This window comes from Belnapia arida (genome assembly GCF_016773205.1).
In the GTDB taxonomy this organism is placed as follows: domain Bacteria; phylum Pseudomonadota; class Alphaproteobacteria; order Acetobacterales; family Acetobacteraceae; genus Belnapia; species Belnapia arida.
In genome coordinates, this window is the sequence record NZ_JAETWB010000001.1 from 1344329 (window position 1) to 1363027 (window position 18699).

The 18699-nt window shown below is 71.0% G+C and carries 24 protein-coding genes; 13 read left to right on the plus strand and 11 right to left on the minus strand.

Annotated elements, in window-relative coordinates:
* The first annotated feature begins 85 nt into the window (after positions 1-85).
* Genes JMJ56_RS06620 through hpxZ form a run of 6 tightly spaced genes read left to right on the plus strand, consistent with a single transcriptional unit; the run spans position 86 to position 5617 of the window.
* Positions 86-1033, plus strand: coding sequence for an ABC transporter substrate-binding protein (locus JMJ56_RS06620; RefSeq protein ID WP_202830761.1), 948 nt, complete (start codon positions 86-88; stop codon positions 1031-1033).
* Positions 1030-1830: an ABC transporter permease gene (locus tag JMJ56_RS06625; protein ID WP_202830762.1), complete on the plus strand. Its 801-nt coding sequence runs from the start codon at positions 1030-1032 to the stop codon at positions 1828-1830. The genes JMJ56_RS06620 and JMJ56_RS06625 overlap by 4 nt, the downstream gene beginning before the upstream one ends.
* Positions 1823-2614: an ABC transporter ATP-binding protein gene (locus JMJ56_RS06630; protein ID WP_202830763.1), complete on the plus strand. Its 792-nt coding sequence runs from the start codon at positions 1823-1825 to the stop codon at positions 2612-2614. The genes JMJ56_RS06625 and JMJ56_RS06630 overlap by 8 nt, the downstream gene beginning before the upstream one ends.
* An 11-nt stretch (positions 2615-2625) precedes the next feature.
* Complete coding sequence (locus tag JMJ56_RS06635; RefSeq protein ID WP_202830764.1) at positions 2626-3468, plus strand: alpha/beta hydrolase; 843 nt, start codon at positions 2626-2628, stop codon at positions 3466-3468.
* A complete protein-coding gene (gene atzF / locus JMJ56_RS06640) occupies positions 3468-5246 on the plus strand; it encodes an allophanate hydrolase (protein WP_202830765.1) in 1779 nt (592 codons plus the stop codon). Before JMJ56_RS06635 ends, atzF begins: the two co-directional genes overlap by 1 nt.
* Positions 5246-5617, plus strand: a complete 372-nt coding sequence (gene hpxZ, locus JMJ56_RS06645) for an oxalurate catabolism protein HpxZ (RefSeq protein ID WP_202830766.1) — start codon at positions 5246-5248, stop codon at positions 5615-5617. Before atzF ends, hpxZ begins: the two co-directional genes overlap by 1 nt.
* Here hpxZ and JMJ56_RS06650 read toward each other — a convergent pair.
* Entirely contained in the window at positions 5614-6816 is a 1203-nt protein-coding gene (locus JMJ56_RS06650) for a Zn-dependent hydrolase (protein WP_202830767.1), read from the minus strand. The genes hpxZ and JMJ56_RS06650 overlap by 4 nt on opposite strands.
* 98 nt (positions 6817-6914) lie before the next feature.
* Between JMJ56_RS06650 and JMJ56_RS06655 the strand changes: the two genes are divergently transcribed.
* From JMJ56_RS06655 to JMJ56_RS06665, 3 genes are read left to right on the plus strand one after another with little or no spacing between them, the layout of a single operon-like run.
* Positions 6915-7058 (plus strand): hypothetical protein, encoded by a 144-nt coding sequence (locus tag JMJ56_RS06655; RefSeq protein ID WP_202830768.1) that lies wholly within the window; start codon positions 6915-6917, stop codon positions 7056-7058.
* Positions 7055-8026, plus strand: a complete 972-nt coding sequence (locus JMJ56_RS06660) for a Bug family tripartite tricarboxylate transporter substrate binding protein (protein WP_202830769.1) — start codon at positions 7055-7057, stop codon at positions 8024-8026. The genes JMJ56_RS06655 and JMJ56_RS06660 overlap by 4 nt, the downstream gene beginning before the upstream one ends.
* 4 nt (positions 8027-8030) lie before the next feature.
* The gene (locus JMJ56_RS06665) at positions 8031-8417 is read left to right on the plus strand and encodes a RidA family protein (protein WP_202830770.1); all 387 of its coding nucleotides are present in this window, start codon (positions 8031-8033) and stop codon (positions 8415-8417) included.
* On the opposite strand, the gene JMJ56_RS06670 is transcribed toward JMJ56_RS06665, so the two are convergent.
* Both JMJ56_RS06670 and JMJ56_RS06675 read right to left on the minus strand, forming a co-directional pair.
* Positions 8418-9206, minus strand: a complete 789-nt coding sequence (locus tag JMJ56_RS06670; RefSeq protein ID WP_202830771.1) for a cyclase family protein — start codon at positions 9204-9206, stop codon at positions 8418-8420.
* Between the two features lie 11 nt (positions 9207-9217).
* The gene (locus JMJ56_RS06675) at positions 9218-10003 is read right to left on the minus strand and encodes an SDR family NAD(P)-dependent oxidoreductase (RefSeq protein WP_202830772.1); all 786 of its coding nucleotides are present in this window, start codon (positions 10001-10003) and stop codon (positions 9218-9220) included.
* 72 nt (positions 10004-10075) lie between these two features.
* On the opposite strand from JMJ56_RS06675, the gene JMJ56_RS06680 reads away from it, so the two are divergent.
* Positions 10076-10399, plus strand: a complete 324-nt coding sequence (locus tag JMJ56_RS06680) for a 2Fe-2S iron-sulfur cluster-binding protein (protein ID WP_202830773.1) — start codon at positions 10076-10078, stop codon at positions 10397-10399.
* Positions 10400-10403: 4 nt separating this feature from the next.
* Positions 10404-10955, plus strand: coding sequence for an NUDIX domain-containing protein (locus JMJ56_RS06685; protein WP_202830774.1), 552 nt, complete (start codon positions 10404-10406; stop codon positions 10953-10955).
* On the opposite strand, the gene JMJ56_RS06690 is transcribed toward JMJ56_RS06685, so the two are convergent.
* The 4 genes from JMJ56_RS06690 to JMJ56_RS06705 form a co-directional block, all read right to left on the minus strand.
* On the minus strand, positions 10952-12265 hold the full coding sequence (locus JMJ56_RS06690; RefSeq protein WP_202830775.1) for a GDSL-type esterase/lipase family protein: 1314 nt from the start codon (positions 12263-12265) through the stop codon (positions 10952-10954). The two genes, JMJ56_RS06685 and JMJ56_RS06690, sit on opposite strands and share 4 nt — an antisense overlap.
* Positions 12266-12320: 55 nt before the next feature.
* Complete coding sequence (locus JMJ56_RS06695) at positions 12321-12812, minus strand: cupin domain-containing protein (RefSeq protein WP_202830776.1); 492 nt, start codon at positions 12810-12812, stop codon at positions 12321-12323.
* A 54-nt stretch (positions 12813-12866) separates the two neighbouring features.
* Complete coding sequence (locus tag JMJ56_RS06700; protein ID WP_202830777.1) at positions 12867-13109, minus strand: hypothetical protein; 243 nt, start codon at positions 13107-13109, stop codon at positions 12867-12869.
* 146 nt (positions 13110-13255) lie between these two features.
* A complete protein-coding gene (locus JMJ56_RS06705; protein ID WP_202830778.1) occupies positions 13256-14083 on the minus strand; it encodes a squalene/phytoene synthase family protein in 828 nt (275 codons plus the stop codon).
* A 108-nt stretch (positions 14084-14191) separates the two neighbouring features.
* On the opposite strand from JMJ56_RS06705, the gene JMJ56_RS06710 reads away from it, so the two are divergent.
* Positions 14192-14830: a superoxide dismutase gene (locus JMJ56_RS06710; RefSeq protein WP_202830779.1), complete on the plus strand. Its 639-nt coding sequence runs from the start codon at positions 14192-14194 to the stop codon at positions 14828-14830.
* Positions 14831-14887: 57 nt separating this feature from the next.
* Here JMJ56_RS06710 and JMJ56_RS06715 read toward each other — a convergent pair whose 3' ends face one another.
* The 3 genes from JMJ56_RS06715 to yajC all read right to left on the minus strand — a co-directional run bounded on the left by JMJ56_RS06715 (position 14888) and on the right by yajC (position 16415).
* Positions 14888-15484, minus strand: a complete 597-nt coding sequence (locus JMJ56_RS06715; protein WP_202830780.1) for a cysteine hydrolase family protein — start codon at positions 15482-15484, stop codon at positions 14888-14890.
* Positions 15485-15663: 179 nt separating this feature from the next.
* Entirely contained in the window at positions 15664-16086 is a 423-nt protein-coding gene (locus JMJ56_RS06720; protein WP_202830781.1) for a hypothetical protein, read from the minus strand.
* Complete coding sequence (gene yajC, locus JMJ56_RS06725; protein WP_043364135.1) at positions 16083-16415, minus strand: preprotein translocase subunit YajC; 333 nt, start codon at positions 16413-16415, stop codon at positions 16083-16085. Before yajC ends, JMJ56_RS06720 begins: the two co-directional genes overlap by 4 nt.
* Positions 16416-16528: 113 nt before the next feature.
* On the opposite strand from yajC, the gene JMJ56_RS06730 reads away from it, so the two are divergent.
* Complete coding sequence (locus tag JMJ56_RS06730; RefSeq protein ID WP_202830782.1) at positions 16529-17374, plus strand: ATP-binding protein; 846 nt, start codon at positions 16529-16531, stop codon at positions 17372-17374.
* 66 nt (positions 17375-17440) lie between these two features.
* Here JMJ56_RS06730 and serS read toward each other — a convergent pair whose 3' ends face one another.
* Positions 17441-18697 (minus strand): serine--tRNA ligase, encoded by a 1257-nt coding sequence (gene serS / locus JMJ56_RS06735; RefSeq protein ID WP_202830783.1) that lies wholly within the window; start codon positions 18695-18697, stop codon positions 17441-17443.
* Positions 18698-18699 lie beyond the last annotated feature (2 nt).

Below are 18699 nucleotides of genomic sequence, written 5' to 3' on the forward strand. Positions count from 1 at the left end.
CGGGGATGAGAGTCGAGGCGGCGCGCGGCGGCGGCATGGGCGTTGCATGGGCGGGCGAAACATCCCGTCCCCGGAGGATCGCCTTATGGCCATTGCCCGTCGCGCGTTGCTTGGCGCCGCGTCCGCTGCCCTCGCTGCCCCGGCGCTGCAAGCGCAAGGCGTCACGGTGAGGATGGGGGCGTTGCGGCTGATCCATTCCATCGCGCCCTATCTCTATGAGCGCTTCCAGCCGGTGGGGATGCGGATCGAGGTCATTCCCTTCGAGAGCCCGACCGAGGGCAAGAATGCCGTCGTCACGAAGTCGGTCGATTTCGGCGCCTTCGGCATCGCGGCCGGCATCCTCGGCGCCGCGGCGCGGGAGCCGGTGACGGTGGTCGGCTCCTGCTGCGACCGCGGCATGGCGGTGGTGGCAAAGAAGGACTCGGGAATCGACAAGCTGGCCGATTTGCGCGGCAAGCGCGTCGGCATCTGGCCGGGCTCGACGCAGGAGGTCTTCATCCTCGAGCGGCTCAGGATGGAGGGGATGAGCATCCGCGACGTGCAGTCGGTGCGGGTCTCTTTCTCCGAGATGCCGATCGCGCTGGCCCGCGGCGATGTCGATGCCTATGTCGGGGCGGAGCCGGGGCCGGGCGTCTCCATCGCCTCCGGCGTCGGGAAGGTCGTCGAGTATCCCTATTCGACGCCGATGGGCTCGCTGAACATGATCTTCGCGACGCACCCCGAGACCGTCGCGCAACGGCCGGACCTCGTGCGGGCGATGCTGAAGGTGCACCGGCAGGCGAGCGAGTTCGGCATGGCGAACCGCGACGTCACCATCGAGACGGCGGTGGCGAAGCTTGGGATGCGGCGGGACGCGCTGGAGGTCAGCCTGCCGAATGTCGAGCTGAACTGGCAGATGACGCCCGAGATGGTGACGCGGGCGAAGACCTATGCCGAGCAGATGCTGAGCCTGAAGCAGATCCGCGCGATGCCGGATTTCGCCGGCTTCTTCGATGCGAGGTTCTCGGACGAGTTGGCGAAGACGGCGGCATGACGGCGCTGGCGGTGCGTGCCGCCGCCTCGCGTCAGGCGCTGCTGGCGGTGGCGGCGCCGGTGCTCGGCCTGCTCGCCTGGCATGTGACGACGAGCGGGCCGGGCTATCACCTGATCCCGCCGCCCGCCGATGTCGCGGTGCAGTGGTGGGACCTCGCCTTCGGCGGCGTCTGGGACGATCTCTATTCGGCGACGCTCTTCACGCATGCCATGGCCAGCCTCGGGCGGGTCTATGGCGGCTTCGCGCTGGCCGCGCTTGTCGCGCTGCCGATGGGGATGCTCATCGGGCGGATTGCGGTGGTGCGGGACCTGCTCGACCCGTCGCTGCAAATCCTGCGGCCGATCCCGGTCACTGCCTGGCTGCCGCTGGCCATGATCGTCTTCGGCATCGGGCCGAGGAGCGCCTTTTTCCTGGTCTTCCTCGGCGCCTTCTACCCGATCCTGCTCAATACGGTCTTCGGCGTGCGCAGCGTCGAAGGGCGGCTGTTCGAGGCGGCGGCGATGCTCGGCGTCGGGCGGCAGGCGGTGTTCTGGAAGGTGGTGCTGCCGGCCTCCCTTCCCTCCATCTTCACCGGGTTGCGGCTGGGGCTGGGCTTTGCCTGGGTCGTCATCGTCGTCGGCGAGATGACGGGGGTGCAGACCGGGCTCGGCGCCATCATCATGGAGGCGCGGCAGCTCTCGCGGACGGAGATCGTCATCTCGGGGATGGTGACGATCGGGGTGCTCGGTTTCCTCTCCGACCGAATGGTGCAGCTGCTCGGGCAGCGGCTGCTGCGCTGGAGTCCGCAACATGGGTGAGGTGCTGGAGCGGCCGGCGACGGCGGGAACCGTACTGCCGATCCTCGACATCCGGCATGTCGACAAACGCTTCGCCTTCGGGGCGGAGACGATCACGGCGCTCTCGGATGCGACGCTGCGCATCGACAAGGGGGAGTTCGTTTGCCTGATCGGGCCCTCGGGCTGCGGCAAGTCGACGCTGCTGCGGATGGTCGCGGGGTTCGAGACGGTGAGCGCCGGCGCGCTGCTGATGTGGGGCAAGCCGGTCAGCGGGCCGGGGCCAGACCGGGGAATGGTGTTCCAAGATTATGGGCTCTTTCCCTGGCTGACGGTCAGCCAGAACATCGCCTTCGGGCCCATCGCGCGTGGGCGGCCGAAGGCGGAGGCGGCGGCGACCGCGCGGCGCTTCGTCGAGATGGTGGGGCTGACGCGCTTCGCCGACGCCTATCCGCACCAGCTCTCGGGGGGGATGAAGCAGCGCGTCGCCATCGCCCGCGTGCTCGCCAACGATGCCGAGGTGGTGCTGATGGACGAGCCCTTCGGTGCGCTCGATGCGATGACGCGCGAGCGGCTGCAGGAGGAGCTGCTGGAGATCTGGGCGCGGGCGAAGCTCAGCATCATCTTCGTCACCCATGCGATCGAGGAGGCGATCATCCTCGCCGACCGGGTGGTGGTGATGTCGCCGGGACCGGGGCGGATCATCGCCGACGAGCGCATCGCCCTGCCCAGGCCGCGCGACCCGACGGGGGTGGAGTTCAACGCGCTCAGGCGGCATCTTTCGGGGCTGCTCGGCAGCCATCATTAGGGGTTTCCGCCATGGCGAATGATCCGTTGCCGCCCTTCTGGGCCGGCGCCAGCAAGGCCGAGCGCAGCGCGGCCTATGACAACAGCACGGCGGTCGCGGACAGCCCGGCGCTGATCGCGGCGCGCAATGCCGAGGCGGCGCCGTTCCGAGCGGCGCGCGCGGGGCATCTCGACCTGCGCTACGGGGAGACGGAGCGGACGGCCTGGGACCTGTTCCCGGCGAAGGACCCGGCGGCGCCCTGCCTGGTTTTCATCCATGGCGGCTACTGGCAGCGCAACCGGCGGGAGGATTTCTGCGCCTTCATGGCGGGCGCGCTGGAGCGGGGGTGGTCTGCGGCGCTGCCGGGCTACACGCTGGGGCCGGAGGCCTCGCTGACGCAGATCGTGGGCGAGATCAGGGCGGCGCTGGACTGGCTCGCCGCGCATGGCGCCGAGCATGGCATCGCGGGGAAGGTGGTGCTGTCCGGCTGGTCGGCGGGGGGGCACCTGACGGCGATGGCGCTCGACCATCCGCGGGTCTCGGCAGGGCTCGCCATCTCCGGCATCTTCGAGCTGGCGCCGATCCGGGATACCGATCTCGACGAGAAGCTGTCGCTCACCGAGGCGGAGTTGGCCTCGCTCTCGCCGATGCGGCTGCCGGTCGTGCGGAAGCCGCTCGCCGTCGCCTATGGAACGGGGGAGCTGCCGGAGTTGCGGCGGCAGTCACGGCATTTCCACGGGCTCAGGGCCGAGGCGCATGCGCCGGGGGCCCTGATCCCGGTGAGCGGAGCGGACCATTTCCGCATCCTCGAGGCGCTGAAGGCGTCGGATGGCGAGCTGCTGCGCGCGGCGGACGAGCTGCTGAGGTTCGGCTGATGGTGCCGGCGGCCTTCACCTTTCCGGCGCTCGGCGAGTTCTACGCAAACGGCGGCAGCCCGGTGGCGGTGGCAGAGGCGGCGCTCGCCCGGATTGCGGAGTGGGACGACCCGGCGCTGTTCCTGGCGCGGGCGCCGGACGAGGCCGTGCTGGCGCGGGCCGCGGCGCTGGCGGCGGAGGGGCCGCAGGGGCGGCCGCTCTTCGGCCTGCCCTTCGTGGTGAAGGACAATATCGATTGCGCGGGGCTGCCGACGACGGCGGCCTGCCCGGACTATGCCTATACGCCGGCGGCGGACGCGCCGGCGGTCGCCCGGCTGCTGGCGGCGGGGGCGGTGCTGCTGGGCAAGGTCAATCTCGACCAATTCGCCACGGGGCTGAACGGGACGCGGAGCCCGCATGGCACGCCGCGCAACCCGGTGGTGCCGGACTGCATCCCGGGCGGCTCCTCCTCCGGCTCGGCCGCGGCGGTGGCGGCAGGGATCGCGGCCTTCTCGCTCGGGACGGATACGGCGGGCTCGGGGCGGGTGCCGGCCATGGCGTGCAACATCGTCGGGCTGAAGCCGAGCCTCGGGCTGGTGCCAACCGCAGGGGTGGTGCCGGCCTGCCGGTCGCTCGATTGCGTCTCGGTCTTTGCGCTGACCGTCGCGGATGCCTCTGCCGTGCTGGAGGTGATGGCGGGGGTGGCGGGGGGGGACCGGTATGGGCGCCCTGCCCCGGCCGGCTGGCGAGCGGGGCCGGTGGGGCAGCCCCATTGGCGGCTGGCAGCGCCGCTGCCGGGGCAGCTGGTCTTCGATACGGGGGATGATGCGGCGCTCCATGAGGCGGCGCTGGCGCGGCTCGGGCCCGTGCGACGGGTGGATATCGCGCCCTTCCTCGATGTCGCGCGGCGGCTCTACGACGGGGCCTGGGTGGCGGAGCGGACGGCGGCGCTGCGGGGCTTCCTCGCCGAGCGGCCGGGGAGCGTGCATCCGGTGACGCGGGGCATCCTGGAGGCGGGGCTCGGCAGGCTGACCGTCGATGCCTGGGAGGATTTTCACGCCGCCGCCGAGGCCAAGCGGTTGGCGCGGCTGCTCTTCGCCAGTGTGGATGCGCTGGTGCTGCCGACGGCGCCGGGGGTGCCGGCGCTCGCCGATCTCGCCGCCGAGCCGGTGGCGGCGAACAGCCGGCTCGGGACCTACACCAACTTCGTCAATATCTGCGACCTGGCGGCGCTCGCTGTGCCGGTGGGGTTCCGCGGGGATGGACGGCCTTTCGGCGTGACGCTGGTGGGGCCGGCTTTTTCCGAGGCGCGGCTGGCGGGGCTGGGGGCCAGGCTGCATGCCGGGGCCGGTGTGGGGCTCGGCGCCATTGGCGGGGCTGTGCCGGCGGCGCCGGAGCCCCCTGCCCTCGCCTCCGACGAACTGCCGCTGCTGGCCATCGGCGCGCATATGGGGGGGTTGCCGCTCAATCCGCAGCTTGTGCGGCATGGCGGACGGTTTCTTGGCGAGGCGCGGACGGCAGCGGTTTATCGGTTGCACGACCTCGGCGGACGGCCGGGGATGGTGCGGGTCGGCGAGGGTGGCGTCGCGGTTGCGGGCGAGGTCTGGGCGGTGCCGGCCGCTTCTGTGGGGCCGTTCCTGGCCGAGGTTCCGCCGCCGCTCGGCTTCGGGCGGGTGGAGATGGCGGACGGGTCGCGGCCGCTCGGCTTCCTCTGCGAGGCGGCAGGTGTCGCGGGGATGCCGGACATCTCGGCGATGGGCGGATGGCGGGCTTACCTGGCAGCGAAGGAGGGAGCGTGATGGAAGTCGATCTGCCGGATGTACTGGCCGAGATGCAGGCGGCCTTCGCCGAGTACGAACGGGCGCTCGTCACCAACGATGTGCCGGTGCTGCAGGCGCTGTTCCGGCGCGACGGGCGGACGCTGCGCTATGGGCCGGCGGAATGCCTCTATGGCTGGGAGGCGATTGCCGCCTTCCGCAGCGGGCGCTCGCCGGTCGGGCTGGCGCGGGAGCTGGAGAATACTGTCATCACCACCTTCGGGCGCGACTTCGCCGTGGCCAACACGGAATTCATCCGGGCGGGGAAGCGCGGGCGGCAGAGCCAGACCTGGGTGCGCTTCCCCGAGGATGGCTGGCGGATCGTCGCCGCCCATGTGTCCTTGATAGGTTAGCCCTTCAGGTAGGTCTCAGCAGCGTCGGCGAGGATCTGGCAGCAGAGGGCGAGGTCCTCCTCCTTGGTGTCCTCGGCCCAGTGGTGGCTGATGCCGCCGATGGAGGGGGTGAAGAGCATCGAGACGGGCATGACGCGGGCGATGTACTGCGCATCGTGCCCTGCGCCGCTCGGCATGCGCTGCCAGAGGCCGGGGGCGTGGCGCTCGGCCGATGTGTCGAGGGCGGCCATCATCGCCGTATCGCAGGGCGCGGGAAGCGACTTGCTGATGTTGGTCAGCGTCGCCTCGCAGCGCTCGCGGCGGTTGCTCTCCTGCACGCAGGCGCGGAGGCAGGCCTCCATGCGGTCGAGCGTTGGCACGTCGATGTCGCGGAACTGGAAGAGGATGTCGGCGCGGCCGGGGATGATGCTCGGCGCGCCGGGCTCGACCGCGATGCGGCCGGTGGTCCAGGTGCTGCGGGTGCCGCAGGCCTTGGGCATCTCCTGGTCGATCATCGAGAGCAGGCGGACGGCGGTGAGGCCGGCATCGCGGCGCTCGGCCATCGTCGTGCCGCCGGCATGGTCCTGCATGCCTGCGATGGTGATGCGCCACTGCCAGATGGCTACGATGCCGGTGACCACGCCGGCGCGGAGGCCGGCCTTCTCCAGCTGCGTGCCCTGCTCGATATGCATCTCGAAGAAGCCCTTGTGGCGGCCGGGCTCCAGTTGCATCCGCGGCTTGCCCGCGAGGCCGGCGGCGGCCAGCGCCTCGCGCAGCGGCGTGCCGTCGTTGCGGCTGCGGCTGCGGTCGATCTCCTCCTCCGGAAGGGCGCCGATGATCGACTTGCTGCCGAGGAAGCCGCCCTCGAAATGCCCCTCCTCATCGGCGAAGGCGGCGACGTCGACGGGCAGGCCGGCGCGGGCCAGGGCGAGCGCGGCCATGACGCCGAGCGCGCCGTCGAGCCAGCCGGCCTGGTTCTGGCTCTCGATGTGGCTGCCGGCGAGGAGATGCGGGCCCGGGCCGCGATGGCGCCCATAGACATTGCCGATGCCGTCGATGCTCGGCTCCAGGCCGATCTCCGCCATGCGCTCCATCAGCCAGTGGCGGCTTTCCATATCCTCGGGCGAGTAGGTCGGGCGATGGACGCCGGTTTTGTACGCGCCGATCCTGCGCAGCTCGTTGAGGTCGCGGAGGAAGCGGTCGGCGTCGATCTGCGGCATGGTGGTCCCCGGTTGCGGCGCCGCATGCTGGCGCCGGAGCCGGGGGCATGCAACGGGGCGGAGGAGGGCTGATATCGCCTGAGGAGCTTGTATGGACCATGCCGGTGGCGGCTCGGCCGGGCATCTGCCTGCCGCTTGGGCAGGCGCTGTCTCGTGGCGGCGGTTTCCCCGATGCCGCGGCCTTGCCGGGGACGGGGGCAGCCGCGACCATCGGCACATCGCCGCAGGAGAGCCGCCGATGACCGCCTTCGCCCCGACGCGCCGCGCCGCGCTCGCCGCGTTGCTCGCCACCCCTACCCTCGCGCGGGCGCAGGGCTGGGCGCCGAGCCAGCCGGTGCGGGTGATCATCCCCTTCACGCCCGGCGGGACGATGGATCCGGTGGTGCGCATCGTGCAGAACCTGCTGTCGCAATCGCTCGGGCAGCCGGTGGTGATCGAGCACCGGCCGGGCGGGGCGACGGTGATCGGCACGCAGGAGGTGGCGCGTTCCGCCCCCGACGGCCACACCATGATCATGGTCGCCAACAGCTTCGCGGCGAATGTCACGCTGCGGCCGAGCATGCCCTACAAGCCGCTGACGGATTTCGCGCCGCTGGTGATGGCGACCGTGGTGCCGCATGTGCTGGTGGTGCATCCCTCCGTCGCGCGGGATTTCGTCAACTTCCTCGAGGCCGGGCGCAAGCCGGGGCCGGGCTTCGCCTTCGGCTCCTATGGCATCGGCACCTCGAACCACCTCGGCGGTGAGCAATTCCGCGAGGTGGCGAAGCTCAACGCGACGCATGTGCCCTACAACGGCGCGCCACAGGCGACGACGGACCTGATCGGCAACCGGCTGCAATTCATGTTCGCCAACCTGCCGGACGTGATCCAGCCGGCGCAGCTCGGGCAGATGCGGGCCGTGGCCATCTCGGCCGAGGCGCGGGTCAAGGAGCTTCCCGATGTGCCGACGATGGCGGAGCTCGGCTTCCCGCTGGTGCTCTCCGACAGCTGGTTCGGGCTGGTCCTGCGCGCCGACGTGGCGGCGCCGGCGCGGGCGCGGCTGGAGGCCGCCTGGATCGAGGCGCTGAACCGGCCGGAGGTGAGGGGGCGGCTGGAGGAGCTGGGCTTCACCGTGCTGGCCCGGCCCGGCGCGCAGTTCGGCGAGGAGATCCTGCGCTATACCAGAACCTATGCGGAGGTGATCCGCGCCAATGGCATCAAGGTGGAGTAAGGGAATGGAACCGCTAGAGCACATCTTTCCCGAGGGACAGCACGAGGTCCCGGCGCCGCTCTCGCCGGCGGTGAAGGTCGGCAATCTGCTCTTCGTCTCCGGCATCCCGGCCTATGCGGCGGGTGGGACGCTGGCCGTCGGCGACTTCACCGCGCAGATGACGCAGACCATGGCGAACATCACCGGCATCCTGGCCGCGGCCGGCGCGGGCTGGGACCGGGTGGCGAAGGTCAACGTGTTGCTGACGCGGCGCGAGGACTTCGCCGAGATGAACCGGATCTACGCCGGGCACTTCCCCGAGGGGAAATACCCGGCACGGACCACGGCGATCGTCTATTCGCTGCCGCGGCCCAACTTCCTGCTGGAGATCGAGTGCATCGCCGTTCTCTAGCTAGTCGTCGATGATGGCGACCGCCCGCGTCCAGCCGGCAGAGCCGCGATGGACCTTGACCGGGAAGCAGACGACCTGGAAGCCGTCCGCGGGCAGGGCTTCCAGGTTGTGCAGCTTCTCGAGGTGCGAGTAGCCGACCTCGCGGCCGGCGCGGTGGCCTTCCCAGATGAGCGAGGCGTCGCCGCCCTCGGCGATCTTGCGCTTCGTGTGGCTGAAGGGGGCGTCCCAGGACCAGGCATCGGTGCCGACCAGGCGGATGCCCTGCTCCAGCAGCCAGAGGGTTGCCGCCTTGCCCATGCCGCAGCCGCGGTCGATGTAGTCATCCTCGCCATAGCGGATGCCGGCCGCGGTGTTGACGACGACGATCTCGAGTGGCCTCAACTCGTGGCCGATGCGCTTCAGCTCCGCCTCGACATCGCCGGGCTGGACGACATAGCCGTCCTCCATGTGCCGGAAGTCGAGCTTCACGGCGGGGTTGAAGCACCACTCCAGCGGCACCTCGTCGATGCGCCAGGAGGGCTCGCCGCCGGGCACCAGGCGCTCGTTCATGCGCGAGAAGTAGTGGTAGGGCGCGTCGAGATGGGTGCCGTTGTGGGTGCTGATCTCGACGCGCTCGACGGCGGCGTACTCGCCATTGGGCAGGGCGGAGACGGGGACGCCCATATAGGCCGCCATGCGCGGGGCGGACATGTGGTGGTCGACATACTCGATCTTCGGCAGCATCTCCGGCGGGTCGGAGCGGATGCCCGCCTTGAGCGGGACGGAGATGTCGATGAAGCGGCGGGGCATGCGAGGTCTCCCTAGAAGAGCGAGTAGCCGCCGTCGATGACGAAGCTGTCGCCGGTGTGGAAGGCGCTGGCGGCGCTCATCAGGTAGACGCCGATGCCGCCGAAATCCTCGCCCGTGCCCCAGCGGCGCATCGGCACGCGGGGCAGGACGTTGCCGGCGAATTTCGGGTCGGCGACGGAGCGGGCGGTCATGTCCGTCTCGATCCAGCCGGGGAGGATCGCGTGGGCGCGGATGCCTTGGCGGGCCTGCTCGACCGCCAGCGCGCGGATCATCGAGACCATGCCGCCCTTCGAGGCGCCGTAATGCTCGTTGCGCGCCGCGCCCTCGATCGCGGCGAGCGAGGCGGTGCCGACCAGGACGCCGCCCTTGTCGCCCGCCTCGCCGCGGGCGCGCATGTGACGGACGGCGGCGCGGAAGGTGAGGAAGGCGCCGGTGAGGTTCACACGGATCACCCGGTCCCACTGTTCCTTCGTGCGCTCGGTGAAGGGGCCGGAGCGGCCGCCGGAGATGCCGGCATTGGCGAAGCAGCCATCGACGCGGCCGAGCTGCGCCAGCGTTTCGGCGAAGGCGGCCTCCACCTCGGCTTCCTCGCCGACATCGCAGCGGAGCGCCAGGACGCGGCGGCCGGTGGCGGCGAGGCGGGCGCGGGCGGCCTCGTTCTTCGCCTCGTTGGTGCCCCAGATGGCGATGTCGGCACCGGCCTGGGCGAGCGCCTCGGCCAGGCCGAGGCCGATGCCGCCATTGCCGCCGGTGACGAGCGCCACCTTGCCTGTCAGGTCGAAGGGCGCGTAGGCCATGCTGGATTTCCTCCCCGGGATAGGGTCCGCAGGTTGCACCCTCTGCCGGGGGGCGCCAAGGAGGGCCCCGTCATGCCGCAGATCACCTTCCTCCTGCCCGGTGGGGGCACGCAGACCCTGGAAGCGGGGGATGCGCCGACGGTGATGCATCTGGCGATCCGCCACGACCTGCCCGGGATGCCGGCGGAATGCGGCGGGCAGCTCGCCTGCGCGACCTGCATGGTCGATGTGGCGGAGGCGTGGCGCGGGCGGCTGCCAGCGCCCTCGCCGGATGAGCTGGACATGATCGAGGATACGATCGGCAGCGTGCCTGAGGGGCGGCGGCTCTGCTGCCAAATCGCGGTGACGCCGGAGGTGGATGGGCTGGTCGTCCGAATCCCCGGGCGGCAGGGCTGAACCGATGGCGGAAGAGCCGGAAATCGTCACCCTCAGCACCAGGGTGGTCTACGAGAATCGCTGGATGCGGGTGCGGGAGGATGCGATCCGGCGCCGGGACGGCTCGCACGGCATCTACGGCGTGATGGAGAAGGCGGATTTTGCTGCCATCCTGGCGCGGGAAGCGGATGGCGCGGTGCATCTGGTGGAGCAGTACCGCTACCCGATCGGGCGCCGAGTCTGGGAGCTGCCGCAGGGCGCCTGGGAGCAGATGCCGGCAGCGGATCCCCTGGAGGTGGCGCGGGGCGAGTTGCGCGAGGAGACGGGCCTGTCCGCCGCCCGGATGACCCATGCAGGAGATTTCTTCCAGGGCTACGGCCACTCGACGCAGATCTGCCACGTCTTCGTCGCCGAGGGTTTGAGCCGGGGCGAGGCGGCGCTGGAGGCGGAGGAGCAGGGGCTGGTGACGCGCTGCGTCCCGGCCGCTGAGTTCGAGCGCATGCTGCGCGAGGGCGAGATCGGCGACTCGACGACGCTCGCCGTGGTGGCGCTGCTGCGGGCGAAGGGGATGATCTAGCGCAGGCCGGGCAGCAGCGCCCCGAGGTCGATGCTGTTCCCCATCGCCAGGTAGCCGGCGCGGTTGGGGTGGAGGCGGTCGCCGGGGCCGCCGGTGGTGCTGTCCGGCACCATTTCCGGGCGAAGGCCGCCGGTCGCCGGGTCTAGGGTCGCGGCGTCGAAGTCGATCACCGCGTCGAAGACCCCGCCGTTGCGGATGAAGTCGTTGAGAGCACTGCGCTTCTCGTCCTGCTCGCGAAAGCCGTGCGCCTGGCCCTCGGTGCCGAGGGCGGAGGTGACTGTCGCGCCGATCACCCGGACGCCGGGGACGCCGGCGCGGAGCCTGGCAACGGTGTCGCGCATGGCGGCCTGCACCGTCCCCACCTCCGCATTACCGTTGCGGCTGAAGTCGTTGATGCCCTCCAGCCAGACCACCGTGGTGACGCCGGAGAGAGAGAGCACGTCGCGCTCCAGCCGCTGGCCCGCGGCGGGGCCGCCGGGGAAGGGCCGCTGCGGCGAGTATTCGGCGGGACCGGCGATCTGGTTGCCGCCGATTCCGGCATTGACCACGGCGACGCGGTTGCCGAAGCGGGCGACGAGGCGGCGGTTGAGCACGTCGGGCCAGCGGTCGTCGCCGTTCAGCGTGCTGGCGGTGCCATCGGTGATGCTGTCACCGAAGCAGAGCACGACGGGCGTGCCGGCCGGCGCACGGACATCGAGCGCGTCGAGGAAGAACCAGCTCGCCGTGCTGAAGGGAAAGGCCCCCTCGCCTTCCTCATGGCCGACCGAGCCGGCGCCGGGCGGGGTGGCGTAGGAGGTCTGCAGGGCCTTGGCGTGCCAGGTCATCGGCCCGCTCTCGCCGGCGACATGCAGGCTGACGGCGAGCTTGCGCCCCTGCATCGTCCCGGCACCCGCCTCCGGGACGAAGGCCAGGGCGACCGGGTCGCTCCAGGCGCTGTCGCCCGGTGGCAGGGTGAGCGAGTCGCGGCCGGCGAAGCGGACCGGTTGGTTGCTGCCGGGGACCAGCGTGGCACCACCGAGTTGCAGGCCGATCTGGACGCCGTCCAGTGTCAACGGCCTGGTGCCGAAGGCGTTGGAGAAGCGCAGGCGGACTTCCCTGCCCCAGAGGCTCGGGCGCAGGACGAGGCGTAAGGTCTGGTCGCTCGCGCCGCGGGCCGGGTCGGGAAAGGCGAAGCGCTGGTCGGGTTGGGCGGAGGGGTTGCCGGTAGGATAGGGCCCCTGGACGGAGGCGGCCCAGCTCGTGGCCCAGCCTTGGGCCCCCGCGGGCGTGGCGAGACTCATGGCAACGAGCAGCGCGGCGACGAGGCGCATCCGGGTCTCTCCTGGCGTGGGGGCCAGTCTGCGGGGCGGCCGGAGGTGCGTCCAGTCACGCGGGAAGACGCCCGAAGACGGTTTCGGCCTCGATCCGGGCGACATCCGCCGGGCGGGGAAAGGGCGCGGGTGGCGGTTCGCCCTCGGCGCGGGGGCGGCCGATGCGGGCGAAGAAGGTCTCGAGCCCGCCGGGCAAGATAAGCCAGAGCAGGGTTAGCGGCCCCTGCCCTGTATTGTGGAAGCTGTGCGGCAGGTTGCGAGGGAGGAAGAGGCAGGTGCCAGGGCGCATCGGATGGGCCGCGCCGTCGATGCGAGCCTCGCCCTCTCCCTCCTGGACCAGGATCACCTCTTCATGCGCGTCGTGCAGGTGCTCGCGGATGTGGCAGCCAGGGTCCACCGTCTGGGTGCCCATGGCGAAAGGGTTCTCGGCTCCGGTCACGGCCGGGTCGAGCAGGCAGCGGACGAAGCCGTTGGCAGGGACGGGTTGCCAGAAGCCCGGCGCTTCGCCGGGCTGGCGGATCACGAGGCGGGCAGCGGTCTCGGGCATGGCGGGGCTCCTCCCCCGCCATGATCCAGGGAGCGGTGACGGGCGTCCAGCGCTTCAGCGCCAGCCGCGGTGGTAGCCGCCGCCGTAACCGCCACCGTAATAGCCCCGGTTGCCGTAACCACCGCCGTAGTAGCCCCGGTTGCCGTAGCCGCCGCCGTAGGCGTAGCGCGGCTGACCGCCGTAGCCGTAGCCAGAGCCCTGATGACGGTAGCCGTAGCCGCCCGTATAGGCGACGCAACCGCCGAGGCTACCGGTGAGGGTAAGCAAGGCCAGAATCTTCATCAACCGGCGGGCCATGGCGACCTCCCTGGAGGATTGGCGGTTGGGGGGCGAGCCTTCCTCCTGCATGACATGAAAGACAGGAACCATGGCCCGAGCGCGGCCAGGACGGGACGGTTTCGTGGCAGCACGGTCTTGTTTCCGCCATGCGCGCTGGAAGCCGGTCAGGTCCGGCCGAGCAGGCCGGCGAGGGTGACCGCGAGCCGGTCGCCGAGGCCTCGGGTCGGCGGGACGGTCTGACCGCGGGCGAGGCGGCGTAGGTCGCGGCGGGCCAGCACCAGCGGCAGGGCGGCGGCAATGGCCCGGCGCGGCGGGCGGGCGCGGAGGGCCTGGGCCTGGCGGAGGCCACTCCCGGCCAGGGTGGCGATGACCGGGGTGGCGGTGGCCGGGTCGGCGATCACCTCCTCGGCAGTGAGCCCCGCGGCGGCGAGGGCGTCGGCGGGGAGCAGGCAGCGGCCCTGGCTGGCCAGGGCGGCGGTGCTGCGGAGGATGCCGGCGAGCCCATAGGCGGCGCCGGCCTCCTGCAAGGCGGCGAGCACGGGGCCGGTGGCGCCGAGCAGGCGGCCGGCGGTGACGGCGAAGCCGCCGGCGCTGGCACGGCAATAGGCGGCGAAGGCGGCCTCGGTCGGGATGCCCTCCTCCTCCGCCTCGGCCTCGCGGGCATCGGCCATGGCCTGGAGGCCGGCGGGGTCCAACAGGTTGGCGGTGATCGCCGCATGCAGCGGGCCCGCGACCTCGTGGCGGCGGGGGGGCTTGCCGGTCGCCGCCTCCTCCACCGCGTCGCGCCACCATTGCAGGCGAATCAGGGCGATCATCGGGGTGCGGGCGGCCTCCCGCGCCCGGGCCAGCTCGTGGTTGTAGGCGATCAGGGTGAAGAGCGCCTCCCGCCGCTCCGCAGGCGCGAAGAGCGCGCAGAGAAAGCGGTCCGGGTCATGCGCGCGGGCGAAGGCGCCAAGGGGGGACAGGGCTTGGGGCGGGATGGTGTCGGGCATCGCAGGCTTCATGCCCGCTTGCTTGACGGGCGGGAAGCCGCCGCCTAGCTCTCGCCCTAGCTCCCGGACCTGCCGGGTGCCGTAGCCCACATAAACGGGAGAGATCCAATGGCCTTCAGCCTGCCGCCGCTGCCATACGACACCAGCGCGCTCGCCGCCCAGGGCATGTGCCAGGAGACGCTCGAGTTGCACCATGGCAAGCACCACAACGCCTATGTCACCGCGCTCAACGGGCTGATCGAAAGCAAGGGCCTCGCCGGCAAGTCGCTTGAGCAGATCGTCGCCGAGGCGGGCAAGGCCGGGGCCGACGGGCTGCCGGTGCTCAACCAGGCGGGACAGCACTGGAACCACATCCTGTTCTGGCAGGTGATGTCGCCGAAGGGCGGCGGGGACAAGCTGCCGGGGACGCTCGCCGCGAAGATCGACCAGGATCTCGGCGGGCTTGCGCAGTTCAAGGAAGCCTTCAAGCAGGCGGGCGTGACGCAGTTCGGCTCCGGCTGGGCCTGGCTGATCGTCGGCGCCGACGGCAAGCTGAAGGTGACGAAGACGCCGAACGGCTCCAACCCGGTCGCCACCGGCGAGGGCACGCCCATCCTCGGCGTCGACGTGTGGGAGCACGCCTACTACCTCGACTTCCGCAACGTGCGACCGAACTACCTCGACAACTTCCTCAACAAGCTCGTCGATTGGGAAGTGGTCGAGACGCTGCTGAAGAATGGTGGCCTGAAGTCCGGCCAGAGCGCGTAACGCCGCAGATCGGGCGGGCGTACCTTCCGCGGCATGCCGCGGAAGGCTCTGCCGGTCTCAGCCCAGCGCCGAGACCGGCACCACCACGGCGAAGCGGTCGGCCAGTTCGGCGAGCGCGATGCGGTGGATCTCGGCGCCGCTGAGGGCGGGGCCGCCGAGCGGGTCCGGCAGGGGGCGGGTCGCCGCGGCATCGCCCGCGATCGTCACCCGGTAGCCGAGATCGAGTGCCGCGCGGGCGGTGCTGCTGATGCACATATGGGTCTGGAAGCCGGCGAGGACGAGCTCGCGGCGGCCGAGCGCGGCCAGCGCCTCGCCGAGGCCGGTCTGGGCGAAGGCGTTCGGCAGGGGCTTCTCGATCACCCGCTCGCCGGCCTGCGGCGCGGCTTCATCGACAATGGCGCCGCCTTCCGCCTCGCGATCGAAGAGGCTGCCGGCGCGGCCCTTATGGGCGACGTGGATGACCGGCGTGCCAGCGGCACGGGCAGCGCGCAGCAGGGCGGCGAGGCGTTCGAGCGCGGGCTCGATGCCCTCCAGCGAAAGCTTGCCGGTGCGGTACTCGCTCTGGGCATCGACGACGACGAGGACGGCCTCGGCGAGGGGCGGTGGCGCGAGCGGGGCGCCCGCCATCTGCAGCAGGGTCTTGGGGTCGGACATCGGCGGTTCCTCGGTTGTTGGGCGACCATGCCAAAATGGGGCGGGCCTGACCTCTGCCGAGGGCGCGGGACGGCTCCCACGGAGCGGATTCCGTTTGCGTCGGCTCACGGACCCCGATCTAGCCTGCTGTTTGAGCGAGCAAACTCCGCTTAGGTGCTTCGACCTGAACGGAGGCTGCTTTAGTCCGCGAATGCCGGAGGCCGGGCAAGGCCGGGGGCGAAGCGGCCAAAGGGCTCGGCCAGCCCCTCGGGCCAGCGGGAGTGACGGGAGGGGGCGAGATAGACCGCCTCGCCGTCGATCAACAGCAGGAGGAAGAGCTGCTCGGCCTGCCAGTCGAAGGCGAGGAAGAGGCCGCGATCACCATCCCTCCCCCAGCCGACCAGCCAGCGTTCGGCGACCAGGGTGACCGGGGGTCCCGGCAGGCGCAGCCCCTCGTAGACCGATTGCTGGCGGCCGCGGGCGGCACCGCGCAAGGACAGAGAAACGGCGGGCTCGGCGGCGAGCTGGACGAGCGTGCCGCCCTCGGCGCGGCGCACGCCAGGCTCGGCCGCGAGGCCGGGCGCGGGCAGCAGCAGCGCCGCCAGCGCCCGGCGCGGGATCACGCCTTGGGCGCCTCGGCCCCGATCGGCTTCAGCACGTCGCCGATGGTCTGGCGCAGCACGCTGACGCGGACATTGGGGGCGATCTCCACCTCCACCTCGTCCACGCCCTCCTTCACGGTGACGACCTTGGCGATGATGCCGCCGGCGGTCAGCACGCGGTCGCCGCGCTTGAGCGAGGCGAGCAGGGCACGGTGCTCGCGCTGCTTCTTCTGCTGCGGGCGGATCAGCATGAAGTAGAAAACGCCGAAGATCAGCAGCAGCGGCGCGAGCTGGGTGACAAGCCCAACGGCGCCGGCGGCGTCCTGGGCATAGGCGGGGGAGATCAGCATCCCGGGCGATTTCCTTGTTGGGCCGGCTTGCCGTATGCGGCGGGCGCAAACTAGCTTTCGCCCCCCGCCCGTCAAGCCTTCCCCGTATCGGCCCCTCCTGACTGGAATACCCCATGGACACCGCCCTGCTCGCCCGCATCGCCGAAGCGCTGGAGCGCCTGGCGCCGCCGCCGCCGCCCGCGCCCTCGCTGGAGGGCGCGGATGCCTTCGTCTGGCATCCGGAGCCGGTGGCGCGGCTGGCGCCGGTGGCAAAGGTGGCGCGGGTCGAGATCGGGCTGTTGCAGGGCGTCGACCGGCAGAAGGGCATCCTGCTCGAGAACACGCTGCGCTTCGCCCGCGGCTTCCCGGCCAACAACGTGATGCTCTGGGGCGCGCGCGGGATGGGGAAGTCCTCCCTCGTCAAGGCCGCCCATGCCGCGGCGCTGGCGGAGCGGCCAGGGAGCCTCGCGCTGATCGAGATCCAGCGGGAGGATATCCGCAGCCTGCCGGCGCTGCTGAATATCCTGCGCGGGCAGGCGCGACGCTGCCTCGTCTTCTGCGACGACCTTTCCTTCGAGCGGGAGGATGCCGACTACAAGGCGCTGAAGAGCGTGCTCGATGGCGGGATCGAGGGGCGGCCGGCGAATGTGCTGTTCTACGCGACCAGCAACCGGCGCCACCTGATGTCGCGAGACATGATCGAGAACGAGCGCAGCACCGCCATCAACCCGGGCGAGGCGGTGGAGGAGAAGGTCTCGCTCAGCGACCGGTTCGGGCTGTGGCTCGGCTTCCACAATTGCGACCAGCCGACCTACTTCGCCATGGTCGAGGGCTATGCGCGGGCGCTGGGGCTCGAGGTCGGTGAGGAGGAGATCAGGCGGCAGGCGAATGAGTGGTCGGTGACGCGCGGCGGGCGGTCGGGGCGGGTGGCCTGGCAGTTCATCCAGGATCTGGCGGGGAGGATGGGCGTCGCGGCCTGAGCTTGAGGGGGCCTTGCCCCCTCAAGCTCCCTCACCAAAGGCCGAAAGGCTTTTGGAAACCACGAGTCAAGAGATGCGGTCCAGGCCACCCATTCCGGGGCACAGTACCTCGGGGATGACAACGCTGCCATCCGCCTGCTGGTGCGTCTCCATCACCGCGATCAGCGCGCGGCCGACGGCGACGCCGCTGCCGTTCAGCGTGTGCAGGAAGACGTTGCCTTTGCCCTCGCTCGGCTTCATGCGCGCGTTCATGCGGCGGGCCTGGAAGTCGCGGCAATTGGAGCAGGAGGAAATCTCCCGCCACGCCCCCTGGCCCGGCAGCCAGACCTCGAGGTCATAGGTCTTCGCCGCGCTGAAGCCAGTATCGCCGGCGCATAGCACCACGCGGCGCCATGTAAGCCCAAGCTCGGTCAGCACCCGCTCCGCGCAGCGTGTCATCCGCTCATGCTCGGCGGCGCTGTCCTCGGGGCGGGTGACGGAGACCATCTCGACCTTGTGGAACTGGTGCTGGCGGAGCATGCCGCGCGTGTCCCGCCCGGCGCTGCCGGCCTCGGAGCGGAAGCTCGGCGAGAGCGCGGTGTAGCGGAAGGGCAGCGCCGCCTCGGGGACGATCTCGTCGCGGACCAGGTTGGTCAGCGGCACCTCGGCGGTCGGGATGAGGTAGCGGCCATCGGTCGTCTTGAAGAGGTCTTCCTCGAATTTCGGCAGCTGGCTGGTGCCGTACATGCTGGCGGCGTTGACGAGATACGGCACCGACGTCTCGGTATAGCCGTGCTCCGTCGCATGGAGCGTCAGCATCCACTGACCGAGGGCGCGCTCCAGCCGGGCGAGGGCGCCGCGGAGCACGGTGAAGCGGGCGCCGGCCAGCTTGGAGGCGGCGGCGAAATCCATCAGGCCGAGGGCCTCGCCCAGCTCGAAGTGTTGCTTCGGCGTGAAATTCGGCCGTGGCGGCTCGCCATGCTGGTGCAGGACGACGTTGTCCGACTCGTCGCGGCCATCGGGGACGTCCGCATCGAGGATACCGGGGAGGGAGGCGAGGCGGTCGTCGATCTCGAAGCGCTGGGTCTCGAAGGCTTCGAGGCGCTGGCGTAGGTCGCGGGCCTCCTCCTCCAACGCGGCGGTGTCCTCGCCCTTGCGCTTCCGCAGGCCGATCTGCTTCGCCAGCTCGTTGCGGCGGGAAAGTGCCTCCTGCTGGCGCGTCAGCTCCTCACGGCGGACTGCATCCAGGGCGAGGAGTTCGGCACTCACCGGGGCGAGGCCCCGGCGGGCCATGGCGGCGTCGAACCCGGCCGGGTCGGCGCGAAGGGCACGGATGTCATGCATGG

Coding starts and splice junctions, on each gene's coding strand:
- JMJ56_RS06620 (WP_202830761.1), top strand. CDS start 86: ATGGCCATTGCCCGTCGCGCGTTGCTTGGCGCCGCGTCCGCTGCCCTC.
- JMJ56_RS06625 (WP_202830762.1), top strand. CDS start 1,030: ATGACGGCGCTGGCGGTGCGTGCCGCCGCCTCGCGTCAGGCGCTGCTG.
- JMJ56_RS06630 (WP_202830763.1), top strand. CDS start 1,823: ATGGGTGAGGTGCTGGAGCGGCCGGCGACGGCGGGAACCGTACTGCCG.
- JMJ56_RS06635 (WP_202830764.1), top strand. CDS start 2,626: ATGGCGAATGATCCGTTGCCGCCCTTCTGGGCCGGCGCCAGCAAGGCC.
- atzF (WP_202830765.1), top strand. CDS start 3,468: ATGGTGCCGGCGGCCTTCACCTTTCCGGCGCTCGGCGAGTTCTACGCA.
- hpxZ (WP_202830766.1), top strand. CDS start 5,246: ATGGAAGTCGATCTGCCGGATGTACTGGCCGAGATGCAGGCGGCCTTC.
- JMJ56_RS06650 (WP_202830767.1), bottom strand. CDS start 6,816: ATGCCGCAGATCGACGCCGACCGCTTCCTCCGCGACCTCAACGAGCTG.
- JMJ56_RS06655 (WP_202830768.1), top strand. CDS start 6,915: ATGCCGGTGGCGGCTCGGCCGGGCATCTGCCTGCCGCTTGGGCAGGCG.
- JMJ56_RS06660 (WP_202830769.1), top strand. CDS start 7,055: ATGACCGCCTTCGCCCCGACGCGCCGCGCCGCGCTCGCCGCGTTGCTC.
- JMJ56_RS06665 (WP_202830770.1), top strand. CDS start 8,031: ATGGAACCGCTAGAGCACATCTTTCCCGAGGGACAGCACGAGGTCCCG.
- JMJ56_RS06670 (WP_202830771.1), bottom strand. CDS start 9,206: ATGCCCCGCCGCTTCATCGACATCTCCGTCCCGCTCAAGGCGGGCATC.
- JMJ56_RS06675 (WP_202830772.1), bottom strand. CDS start 10,003: ATGGCCTACGCGCCCTTCGACCTGACAGGCAAGGTGGCGCTCGTCACC.
- JMJ56_RS06680 (WP_202830773.1), top strand. CDS start 10,076: ATGCCGCAGATCACCTTCCTCCTGCCCGGTGGGGGCACGCAGACCCTG.
- JMJ56_RS06685 (WP_202830774.1), top strand. CDS start 10,404: ATGGCGGAAGAGCCGGAAATCGTCACCCTCAGCACCAGGGTGGTCTAC.
- JMJ56_RS06690 (WP_202830775.1), bottom strand. CDS start 12,265: ATGCGCCTCGTCGCCGCGCTGCTCGTTGCCATGAGTCTCGCCACGCCC.
- JMJ56_RS06695 (WP_202830776.1), bottom strand. CDS start 12,812: ATGCCCGAGACCGCTGCCCGCCTCGTGATCCGCCAGCCCGGCGAAGCG.
- JMJ56_RS06700 (WP_202830777.1), bottom strand. CDS start 13,109: ATGGCCCGCCGGTTGATGAAGATTCTGGCCTTGCTTACCCTCACCGGT.
- JMJ56_RS06705 (WP_202830778.1), bottom strand. CDS start 14,083: ATGCCCGACACCATCCCGCCCCAAGCCCTGTCCCCCCTTGGCGCCTTC.
- JMJ56_RS06710 (WP_202830779.1), top strand. CDS start 14,192: ATGGCCTTCAGCCTGCCGCCGCTGCCATACGACACCAGCGCGCTCGCC.
- JMJ56_RS06715 (WP_202830780.1), bottom strand. CDS start 15,484: ATGTCCGACCCCAAGACCCTGCTGCAGATGGCGGGCGCCCCGCTCGCG.
- yajC (WP_043364135.1), bottom strand. CDS start 16,415: ATGCTGATCTCCCCCGCCTATGCCCAGGACGCCGCCGGCGCCGTTGGG.
- JMJ56_RS06730 (WP_202830782.1), top strand. CDS start 16,529: ATGGACACCGCCCTGCTCGCCCGCATCGCCGAAGCGCTGGAGCGCCTG.
- serS (WP_202830783.1), bottom strand. CDS start 18,697: ATGCATGACATCCGTGCCCTTCGCGCCGACCCGGCCGGGTTCGACGCC.